Origin of the sequence: Mycobacterium sp. (assembly GCF_049280035.1) — a bacterium.
In the GTDB taxonomy this organism is placed as follows: Bacteria; Actinomycetota; Actinomycetes; order Mycobacteriales; family Mycobacteriaceae; genus Mycobacterium.
The window spans coordinates 1-9,085 of sequence record NZ_JBAPPI010000016.1 but is presented as its reverse complement, the minus strand read 5'-3'; the positions used below and the strand labels follow the sequence as shown (position 1 = coordinate 9,085).

Here is a 9,085-nt window from a genome sequence, read left to right as displayed (position 1 = left end):
AATTCCTGCGCTACAACGACGCGATCATCTCGGTCGGCCCGGACGGCCCGCACCCCTGCAGCATCCGAGTCGAGGACTTGAGCGCCGGATACAGCCACGGCGCGTTCATCTTTCTCGGTCCCGGCTTCTACCCAGGAGCTCCATCGAGCGGGACCGGCGGCAGCTCCGGTGGACCGGGCGGGACCAAATGACCCCTAAGCGGACACACATACAAAGGAGATAATCATGTACCTTGCGCTCGAATTGGGAAACATCGACCTCAACCCAGTCGTCAAAGGCGTTGTCGCCACCGTCTTGTACTTCGTGGTCGGCATGGCCGTCCTGATCGTCGGGTTCGTCATGGTCGACGTGCTCACCCCGGGGAAGCTGCGCCAGATGGTGTTCGTCGACCGTCGCCCCAACGCCGTGATGCTGGCCTGCGCGATGTACATCGCGCTGGCCACGGTGATCATCAGCGCCATCGCCAACAGCTACAGCCAGCTGGGCCAGGGTCTGGTGGGCGTGGCGGTGTACGGGCTCATCGGCGTTGTCCTGCAAGGCATCGCGCTGCTAACGCTGCACTTCGTGATCCCGGGCAACTTCCATGAACACGTCGACGAGCCGGAGTTGCATCCGGCGGCGTTCGCGACGGCCGTGATGCTGCTGGCCGTGGGAGGGGTGACCGCAGCCGCGCTGTCATGACGTCGTTTACGGAGTCTTCCGGACGCTGGCGGGCGGTGCTGCTGGCCGCGGTCGCGGCGTGCGCGGCGTGCGGCATCATCTACGAACTCGCGCTGCTGACGTTGTCGGCAAGCCTCAACGGCGGCGGCATCGTCGCCACGTCGCTGATCGTCGCGGGCTACATCGCCGCGCTGGGCGCGGGAGCCCTGCTGGTCAAGCCACTGCTGACGCGGGCGGCGATCACCTTTATCGCCGTTGAAGCGCTACTGGGCATCATCGGCGGTTTGTCCGCGGCGGCGCTGTACGTGATGTTCTCGTTCATCGGCGGATCGCTGTTGGCGCTGGCGGTGGGTACCGCGTTGATCGGCGGCCTGGTCGGCGCCGAGGTGCCGCTGCTGATGACGCTGTTGCAACAGAGGCGAACCGCCTCCAAAGACCCAGCGACCGACAGCGGCCGGACATTGGCCAATCTCACCGCCGCCGACTATCTGGGCGCGCTGATCGGCGGGCTGGTGTGGCCGTTCCTGTTGCTGCCGCAACTGGGCATGATCCGCGGCGCGGCGGCCACCGGCATCATCAACCTGGTGGCCGCGGCGATCGTCGCGATTTTCCTGCTGCGACAGGTGGTTAGCGCGCGGCAGCTGATCACAGCGCTGTGTGCGCTGGCCGCGGCGCTGGGACTGCTCGCCACGCTGCTGGTGCGTGCTGCCGACATCGAGACGACCAGCCGCCAACGGCTTTACGCCGACCCGATCATCGCCCACCGGCACTCGGCCTACCAAGAGATCGTGGTGACCCGTCGCGGCAGCGACATGCGGCTGTACCTCGACGGCGGTCTGCAGTTTTCCACCCGCGACGAGTACCGCTACACCGAAAGCCTGGTCTATCCCGCGCTCGGCGCGGGCGCACACTCGGTGCTGGTGCTCGGCGGCGGCGACGGCCTGGCCGCCCGAGAACTGCTGCGCCAGCCCGGCGTGGACAAGATCGTGCAAGTGGAGCTCGACCCGGCGGTCATCGAATTAGCCCGCACCACAATGCGTTCCGCCAATGGTGGGTCGCTGGACAACCCGCGCGTGCACGTTATCACCGACGATGCGATGACGTGGCTGCGTGGCCCGCAACACGGATCCTTCGACGCGGTGATCGTCGATCTTCCCGACCCGGATACCCCGGTGCTGGGCCGGCTGTATTCGACCGAGTTCTACACGTTGGTCTCGCGTGCGCTGGCGCCGGGCGGGCTGATGGTGGTTCAGGCGGGTAGCCCGTATTCGACCCAAATCGCGTTCTGGCGCACGGTTTCCACGATCGAGGCCGCCGGCTACGCGGTCACGCCCTACCACGCGTATGTCCCCACCTTCGGCGACTGGGGGTTTGCCTTGGCGCGTCGCGGTGACGCGCCGCCGCGACCCACGATGCCGCCCAACGCGCCGCCGCTGCGCTTTCTCAGCCAGTCGGTGCTCGACGCCGCCACCGTGTTCGCCGCCGATGTGCGACCCCGCACGCTCGAGCCGTCAACGCTGGAACATCCGCGCGTCGTCGAGGACATGCGCCACGGCTACGACTAACACACTGGCCATCGGACACGTCGACGTCGGGTGAGCGGAACCCCCTACTGGCCAGCGCTGACGACCCGCCGCGCCCTTACCCCGGGTAGGTGGCGCTCGGCGAGCTCGTAGTCGGCGTCGTCATGGAGGACTACCAGGCCCCCGGCCGCCGCAGTGCCGCAGATCAACAGATCGACCACCGACAGGGCACGCACCGCACCCGCGCCTGCGAGCCGGTGCTGCGCCGAATCGATCCACCGCCACACGGACTTCGGCACCGGCACATCGGGATAGACTTCACGAAACGTCTGGTTCATCTGATCGAACTCGTCCACATTCCGCGCCGACCGACGGAACTCGGCCCGTTGTGGCTCGCACGACCCGATGGCCCCGCTGACAAGCGAGGAGTTCCAGGCCTCGGTGAGCTCCGGTTGTCGTTGGAGCCGCCAGACCGCGGAGGAATCCACCAGGAAGTGGATCAAGGCCCGACGGCCTTCTCGTCGGCCCGCGCGGCGAGCCAGCCCTCGTAGTCCCAGGTCTTTGCCTGCTCGCGGGACTGGGCCAGCGCCCCGATGCGCCGGAACTGCGCGACGTAATCGCGCAACGCGAGATTCACAGCTTCCTTCTTGGTGTGCACCCCGGCGATCCGCATAACCTCGGCCAGCGCTTCGTCGTCCAGGTCGATCTGGGTAACCGACACGGCAACCTCCTATGTTGCTTTTGTATGGACGAAGCATACATCACCAACAAAAGGTCCCGAGTCACTCGTCGTCGAGGGCCGCCAGCACCTCGTCGGAGATGTCGATATTGGTGTAGACGTTCTGCATGTCGTCGCTTTCTTCCAGCGCGTCGACCAGCTTGAACACCTTGCGCGCCCCGTCGACGTCCACCGGAACGCTCACCGACGGCTGAAAGCCGGCCTCGGCGGAGTCGTACTCAATCCCGGCGTCCTGCAACGCAGTTCGCACCGCCACCAAATCGCTTGGCTCGGAGATGATCTCGAAGCTGTCGTCGAGGTCGTTGACGTCCTCGGCGCCGGCCTCCAGCACCGCCGCCAACACGTCGTCCTCGGTCAGGCCATTCTTCTCGCACGTCACTACGCCCTTGCGGGAGAACAGATATGAAACTGACCCGGGGTCGGCCATGGTGCCGCCGTTGCGGGTCATCGCCACCCGGACCTCGCTGGCCGCCCGGTTGCGGTTGTCGGTCAGGCATTCGACCAGCACCGCCACCCCATTGGGCCCGTAACCCTCGTAGGTGACGGTCTGCCAGTCGGCGCCGCCGGCTTCCTCACCGGCGCCGCGCTTACGCGCGCGCTCAATGTTGTCGTTGGGCACCGACGTCTTCTTGGCCTTCTGGATCGCGTCGTACAGCGTCGGGTTACCTGCCGGATCGCCGCCACCAGTGCGGGCGGCCACCTCGATGTTCTTGATGAGCCGGGCGAATTCTTTGCCTCGGCGCGCATCTTTGACGGCCTTCTGGTGCTTGGTGGTGGCCCACTTGGAATGGCCGCTCATCGGTTTACTACCTCTTCTGTTGCTCTAAAAGTTCGCCTGACGAGTCTACGTTGACGTCGGGTGCCCCTTTGACCAGCGGTCGCCTCAGCTTCCCCAGGCGCCACAGTGTCGCTCAGAGCCGGGCAGAAAGCGCGAACCCGCCTCCCGGTGACTCCAGTGACAGATGTGGCGAAATGGCGACATCAGCCGGGTTTGATCCACCGCCACTGGGTCGACCACCACGGGCCCGCATCAGGCAATGTGTCGCTCACAGCGCCTACCACCCCGGGCCACCATTCGGCGTGGTAGTCGTCTCCGGACAACCAGCCGCCCGGCGCAACCTTCGGCGCCCACGCCCGGATATCGGCAACCACGCTGTCGTAGTCGTGGCGCGCATCGATGTGTACCCAGGCCAGCGAGCCGTCAGCGAACAGGCTGGCGGCGGCAATAGAGTCGCTGATCACCAGTTGAATCGTGTCGGCCAAGCCGCAGCCGACGATATTGCGGTGCAACAATCCCGCGAACGTTCCACCACCGTGGGCGACCGCGTACCCGTGCGCGTCGGTGTCGCCACGGCCCTCCGGCCCGCTCCCCCGACCGGTGTCCACACCGATGATCCTGATATCGAGATCAGCCTCGCGCACCACCTCACCCAACGAGCAAATGCTGCGCCCCAAGTAACACCCCACCTCGACAAACAAACTGCCGTCGGGAAAGTGCGCCGCAGCTTCCTCTTGATGGCGACGCCATTGAAACCAGCCGGGTATGTCGCGCCAGGTGTGGACGGGATTGTCGAATTTGGCGGCAGGGTCCACGGGCCCGGTCAGCCGTGCGGCGCCTCAGAGATCTTGGTGTCGGGTTTGCCGAGGGTTTGACAGTAGGTCGCTGCCGACAAACGTGTCGCCGTGATCTCCAGGTTGCTGGGGTCAGCGCCGCTCTTGTCCTTGAGCATCTTGCTGACCTCGCTGTCTTGCTTCTTTTCGTCCTGCGACGTGAAGTCTTTGCATTTCGTGTCGCCGCCGGTGTTGATGATCTGTGAGGCCGAGCAACCGCTGAGCAAAACCGCGGCGATCGCGATCGCGGCGGCACCTGTTCGCTTCATCGTTGACCTTTCCTAAGGATTGTTGGGTATCTGTTACACCGCAGCGCCTCATTTCAAACGCTGCACTACCGTCGAAAAGGTGACGGCGCAAAGCCCACTGCGGGCGGTCCGGGACGCACTGGGCAGCAGCCTGTTCGAAATGATCGCCGGTCCCGACGGTCCGACCGAACGTGCCCGCATCCACCACACGCCGGGGCCGCGGTGGTTCGCTGACGACCGCCCGATCCGCCGGGTGCATGCCGACGCCTCGATGTTCGTCGGCGGGTTGCGGGCATTGCTGCTGCAGTCGTTGCATCCGCTGGCGATGGCCGGCGTGGCCGAGCACTCCAATTACCGCGGCGACCCCTGGGGTCGGTTGCAACGAACCAGCGGCTTTTTGGCGGCGACGACCTATGGTGCGGCGGACGACGCACAGCGCGCCGTTGATCGGGTCCGGGGTATCCACCGACGGGTGCACGGGATCGCCGCCGACGGTAGGCCGTATCAGGCCAGCGATCCGCATCTGCTGGAGTGGGTGCACATCGCCGAAGCCGACAGCTTCCTGCGCGCCCATCAGCTCTACGGCGCGGCTCCGCTGGATCAACAGGGTCGCGACGGATACGTCGCGGACATGGCCGAAATCGCCGCCAAGCTCGGCGTCGTCAACCCGCCGCGCACCGAACATTAATTGGCACAACGGATTACCGCGTTTCGACCGGAATTGCGCAGCACGCCTCAGGCTCGCGACGCGGCCCGATTCCTGCTGCTGACGCCGCCGCTGCCGTTGGCGGCACGGGCGCCCTATGGCGCGCTGGCCGCCACGGCGGTGGCGATGCTGCCCGCGTGGGCGCGCATCCCGCTACTGCTGCCGTACTTTCCGCCGGTCGAGCTCACGGTCGTGCGCACGGTCGGACGCGCCTTGGTCGGCGGCATTCGATGGGCGCTGCCCGCCGCCGGCTGACGTCACGCCGCCCCGGTAACGATGTCCACGAACAATCGGTGAATCCGACGGTCCCCGGTCATCTCCGGGTGAAACGCCGTGGCGAGCACCCGACCCTGCCGCACCGCGACAGCATGGCCGGCCGCCCGGGCCAATACCTGCACACCGTCACCGACCCGCTCCACCCAAGGCGCACGGATGAACACCGCATGCACCGGCTCGTCGAAGCCGTCGAACGCGACATCGCCTTCGAACGAGTCGACCTGACGCCCAAAAGCATTGCGCCGCACGGACATATCGATGCCGCCCAACGGCAGCGCTTCCCGCCCACCGGTACCGGCGTCCAGGATCTCGCTGGCCAACAGGATCATGCCGGCGCAGGCCCCGTAGGCCGGGAACCCGTCGGCCAGCCGGTCGCGCAGCGGCTCCAGCAGATCCAGATCGCGCAGCAGATGACTCATCGTGGTGGACTCGCCACCCGGAATGACCAGCGCGTCGACGGCCTCCAATTCACGACGCCGCCGCACCGGCACCGGCAAAGCGCCCACTTCCCGCAGCGCCAAAAGGTGCTCGCGGGTGTCGCCCTGCAGCGCTAACACCCCGACCCGGACCGCGCTCACTGTTCAGCCGGCCGGTATCCGCGCGCGAAGCGGGTCAGCCCCTCCTGCATGACCGCGGCAACCATCTCGCCGTACTGATTGAAGATCTTGCCCTGGCACAGTGAGCGCCCGCCGCAGGCCGACGGCGAGGACTGGTCGTAGAGTAACCACTCGTCGGCCCGGAACACCCGCATGAACCACATCGCGTGATCCAGCGACGCCACCTGCAGATGCGAGCGCTCATCAAGGTGCGTGACCTGGGCCGATCCCAGCAGGGTGAGATCGCTCATGTAAGCCAGTGCGCAGATGTGCAGCACCGGATCATCGGGCAGCGGATCGCGGTGGCGGAACCAGACCTGCTGCTGGGAAGCCTTCCCCGGCACCATCTCCAGCAACTCGCGCGGAACGATCCGGATGTCCCACTCCGCGAACTGTGCAAACCCCGCGTCGTCGAACACCTTCATCGACTTCAATCCCGGCAGATCGTCCGGTGGCGGTGCCGACGGCATCGCATCCTGATGGTGAATACCTTCCTGGTCGGACTGGAACGACGCCGACATGGAAAATATCGTTTGGCCGTGCTGGATGGCGTTGACCCGCCGGGTGCAAAACGACCCACCGTCGCGCAACCGCTCGACGATAAAAACTATGGGAGCCTTGGCATCTCCCGGTCGGATGAAATAGCCGTGCAGCGAGTGAACCAGGTGGCCAGGCTCGACGGTACGCACCGCCGACACCAGCGACTGGCCCGCCACATGACCGCCGAAGGTGCGCTGCCAGTTGCCCGACTCCGGGCTGAACACGCTACCGCGGTAGATGTCGACCTCAAGTTGCTCGAGATCAAGAATCTTTTCGATCGACACGAACTGTTCTTACCAGCCGCGCTCTGCCAACCGATGCGGCGCCGCGATCTCCTCCACATTGATGCCGACCATCGGCTCACCCAGCCCGCGCGACACCCGGGCCAGCACATCAGGATCGTCGTAGAAGGTGGTGGCCTTGACGATCGCGGCGGCGCGCAGGGCCGGGTCGCCGGACTTGAAGATACCCGAGCCGACGAAAACCCCTTCGGCACCGAGCTGCATCATCATCGCGGCGTCGGCCGGGGTGGCGATGCCGCCGGCGGTGAACAGCGTGACCGGCAGCTTGCCGGCCCGCGCCACCTCCACGACGAGATCGTAAGGCGCCGCGAGTTCCTTTGCCGCCACATATAACTCGTCGTCGGACAATGAGCCCAGCCGGCGGATCTCTCCGCCGATCGCACGCATATGAGTGGTGGCGTTGGACACGTCACCGGTGCCGGCTTCACCTTTGGAGCGGATCATCGCCGCGCCCTCGTTGATCCGCCGCAGCGCCTCACCGAGGTTGGTCGCGCCACAAACGAACGGCACGGTGAACTTCCACTTGTCGATGTGGTGGGCGTAGTCAGCCGGGGTGAGCACTTCGGATTCGTCGATGTAGTCCACGCCCAGGCTCTGCAGGATCTGCGCCTCGACGAAATGCCCGATGCGGGCCTTGGCCATCACCGGGATGGTGACCGCAGAGATGATGCCCTCGATCATGTCCGGGTCGCTCATCCGCGACACCCCGCCCTGGGCGCGGATATCGGCAGGCACCCGCTCCAGCGCCATCACTGCGACGGCGCCGGCGCCCTCGGCGATGCGGGCCTGCTCCGGCGTGACGACGTCCATGATGACGCCGCCCTTGAGCATCTCGGCCATCCCGCGCTTGACCCGCGCGGTTCCGGTCTGCCCGCTGCCGGTCGCGCCGTTCGGCGAAGCGGCGGTGTCCACTGCTGATCTCCTTTTAGCTGGTGTCAACCCAGTCTAGTGATGCGGCTCAGCCGGAGAAATGTCAGTACGGGGCCGTCAGCCCGGCGAACATCGGGAAGTGCCGCACATTCGTCGTGAGCAGGCCGGCGTCGACGACGATCGCGGTCGCGGCGATCAGGTAGTCGACCGCGCCAATACCACTGTGGCTGCGTCGGTACTGACGGGCGAGTCGTCCACCGACGCGGGCCACGTCCTTGGTCACCGCGGCCCAATGTAGGGCGGAGCAAAACTCCTCAAAAACCTCGAGCTCCTTGTCTCGTATGCCGGCAAGGAGCTCGAAACGGACCAGTTCGCTCGCCACGACGTCCTCGCCGCTGTCGATCAGCGCCGCGAGTAGATCGACGGCCGCGGGCTCGCCCCGCAAGTGGTCGACAGCGATGGTGGTGTCAATCAGCTTCACACCAGGCCGAGCCGGCTCAAGCGCTCGTTGAGGTCGCCGCGAACGGCGTCGACGTATTCCGCGCCGGTGAAGTCCCGTCCTCGCCAGGAGCCCGCGCTTCGCTTCAGGGCCGCCGTCCGCTCTTCCGTGCTTCGGCTTCCGTACGCGGTGTGTATTGCCCGACGGATGAGCTCGGATCTGGATGCGCCACTTGCCGCGGCAGCGCGATCGAGGAGTTCGAGTTCCTCATCGTTGAGCGTGATCTGCGTCCGCATGACATCATCTTACATCTAGTGATGTAGGGGTAGGTAGTCAGCGGATGGACTGCAGCTGGCGAGCCCGATCCGGAGCCCCGGCCAGCGCGATCGCCTCGGTGAGCAGTTCGGCGAGCTGCAACGGGTACACCGTCTCGCCGGCGGCAACCAGCTCGGCGATGTCGGCAGCATCACACCAGCGGTGGCAGTGGATGTAGCGGTTCTCCAGCTCGGTCCGCCCGGCGGTGGACGGTTCGAACCGTCGGGCCCGGTAGACGAAGAAGAATTCCTCACTGTCGA

Annotated in this window: 11 protein-coding genes and 4 pseudogenes; 4 read left to right on the top strand and 11 right to left on the bottom strand. The window is 65.9% G+C overall.

Annotated elements, in window-relative coordinates; all coding sequences use genetic code 11:
• The 3 genes from WAN71_RS00550 to WAN71_RS00540 all read left to right on the top strand — a co-directional run.
• Positions 1-191 (top strand): DUF4247 domain-containing protein (locus WAN71_RS00550; protein WP_422223461.1); only part of this gene is annotated, 191 nt, incomplete at its 5' end.
• A gap of 34 nt (positions 192-225) precedes the next feature.
• Complete coding sequence (locus WAN71_RS00545; protein ID WP_422223460.1) at positions 226-681, top strand: DUF350 domain-containing protein; 456 nt, start codon at positions 226-228, stop codon at positions 679-681.
• Positions 678-2,225, top strand: coding sequence for a polyamine aminopropyltransferase (locus WAN71_RS00540; RefSeq protein WP_422223459.1), 1,548 nt, complete (start codon positions 678-680; stop codon positions 2,223-2,225). The genes WAN71_RS00545 and WAN71_RS00540 overlap by 4 nt, the downstream gene beginning before the upstream one ends.
• Before the next feature lie 44 nt (positions 2,226-2,269).
• Here the strand turns inward: WAN71_RS00540 and WAN71_RS00535 are convergent.
• The 5 genes and pseudogenes from WAN71_RS00535 to WAN71_RS00515 form a co-directional block, all read right to left on the bottom strand.
• Positions 2,270-2,654, bottom strand: a pseudogene (locus WAN71_RS00535) (VapC toxin family PIN domain ribonuclease).
• A 97-nt stretch (positions 2,655-2,751) separates the two neighbouring features.
• A pseudogene (locus WAN71_RS00530) lies at positions 2,752-2,904 on the bottom strand (type II toxin-antitoxin system VapB family antitoxin); the annotation flags it as partial.
• Between the two features lie 61 nt (positions 2,905-2,965).
• A complete protein-coding gene (locus WAN71_RS00525; protein WP_422223458.1) occupies positions 2,966-3,721 on the bottom strand; it encodes a YebC/PmpR family DNA-binding transcriptional regulator in 756 nt (251 codons plus the stop codon).
• Positions 3,722-3,903: 182 nt separating this feature from the next.
• Complete coding sequence (locus WAN71_RS00520; RefSeq protein WP_422223457.1) at positions 3,904-4,515, bottom strand: class I SAM-dependent methyltransferase; 612 nt, start codon at positions 4,513-4,515, stop codon at positions 3,904-3,906.
• Between the two features lie 8 nt (positions 4,516-4,523).
• Positions 4,524-4,802, bottom strand: a complete 279-nt coding sequence (locus WAN71_RS00515; protein WP_422223456.1) for a hypothetical protein — start codon at positions 4,800-4,802, stop codon at positions 4,524-4,526.
• Between the two features lie 139 nt (positions 4,803-4,941).
• Between WAN71_RS00515 and WAN71_RS00510 the strand changes: the two are divergent.
• Positions 4,942-5,742, top strand: a pseudogene (locus WAN71_RS00510) (oxygenase MpaB family protein).
• A 2-nt stretch (positions 5,743-5,744) separates the two neighbouring features.
• On the opposite strand, the gene pdxT reads toward WAN71_RS00510, so the two are convergent.
• From pdxT to WAN71_RS00480, 6 genes and pseudogenes are all read right to left on the bottom strand, one after another.
• The gene (gene pdxT / locus WAN71_RS00505; protein ID WP_422223455.1) at positions 5,745-6,341 is read right to left on the bottom strand and encodes a pyridoxal 5'-phosphate synthase glutaminase subunit PdxT; all 597 of its coding nucleotides are present in this window, start codon (positions 6,339-6,341) and stop codon (positions 5,745-5,747) included.
• Positions 6,338-7,183: an acyl-CoA thioesterase II gene (tesB, locus tag WAN71_RS00500; RefSeq protein WP_422223454.1), complete on the bottom strand. Its 846-nt coding sequence runs from the start codon at positions 7,181-7,183 to the stop codon at positions 6,338-6,340. Before tesB ends, pdxT begins: the two co-directional genes overlap by 4 nt.
• Before the next feature lie 9 nt (positions 7,184-7,192).
• Positions 7,193-8,113: a pyridoxal 5'-phosphate synthase lyase subunit PdxS gene (pdxS, locus tag WAN71_RS00495; protein ID WP_422223453.1), complete on the bottom strand. Its 921-nt coding sequence runs from the start codon at positions 8,111-8,113 to the stop codon at positions 7,193-7,195.
• Between the two features lie 61 nt (positions 8,114-8,174).
• Complete coding sequence (locus WAN71_RS00490; RefSeq protein ID WP_422223452.1) at positions 8,175-8,552, bottom strand: type II toxin-antitoxin system VapC family toxin; 378 nt, start codon at positions 8,550-8,552, stop codon at positions 8,175-8,177.
• Entirely contained in the window at positions 8,549-8,806 is a 258-nt protein-coding gene (locus WAN71_RS00485) for a ribbon-helix-helix protein, CopG family (RefSeq protein ID WP_422223451.1), read from the bottom strand. Before WAN71_RS00485 ends, WAN71_RS00490 begins: the two co-directional genes overlap by 4 nt.
• A gap of 37 nt (positions 8,807-8,843) precedes the next feature.
• Positions 8,844-9,085 (bottom strand): annotated as a pseudogene (locus WAN71_RS00480) (exopolyphosphatase); the annotation flags it as partial.